Raw genomic sequence first — 365 nt, forward strand, 5'->3', positions numbered from 1 at the left:
TTTATTATCGAGTTCGGTGACCGCCTGGACGGTCACTTCTGAGAAAAGGCATTTACACAGAATCGTGTACAGGGTCTTAATCGGCGCTCACGCGTCCTGCCACCACCACCCGGTTACGCCCCTGGCGTTTCGCGGCATAGAGGGCGTTGTCCGCACGGTTAATCAAGGTGCTGGCAACCATATGCTGCGGGATATCGTCGGATAATGCGCTCTCGCAATCCTGAGTCGCCACCCCGATACTTATCGTCAGGAACCCCAGCGGGCTTGATGAGTGCGGGAGTTTCAGGGCATTAATTAAGTCCGGTAAACCCCCGGCTTTGCCGGGGGACTCCGAAAGGTTTGACCTTTAAGTCAGTCGCGCGAAT

The 365-nt window shown here is 55.6% G+C and carries 1 protein-coding gene; it reads right to left on the reverse strand.

The genetic code is table 11. From position 1 onward, the window contains the following. Positions 1-76 precede the first annotated feature (76 nt). On the reverse strand, positions 77-295 hold the full coding sequence (locus ACSZO4_RS25905; RefSeq protein ID WP_437891939.1) for a diguanylate cyclase domain-containing protein: 219 nt from the start codon (positions 293-295) through the stop codon (positions 77-79). Positions 296-365 lie beyond the last annotated feature (70 nt).

The organism is Phytobacter sp. V91, from assembly GCF_965644225.1.
Classification (GTDB): domain Bacteria; phylum Pseudomonadota; class Gammaproteobacteria; order Enterobacterales; family Enterobacteriaceae; genus CBFFRJ01.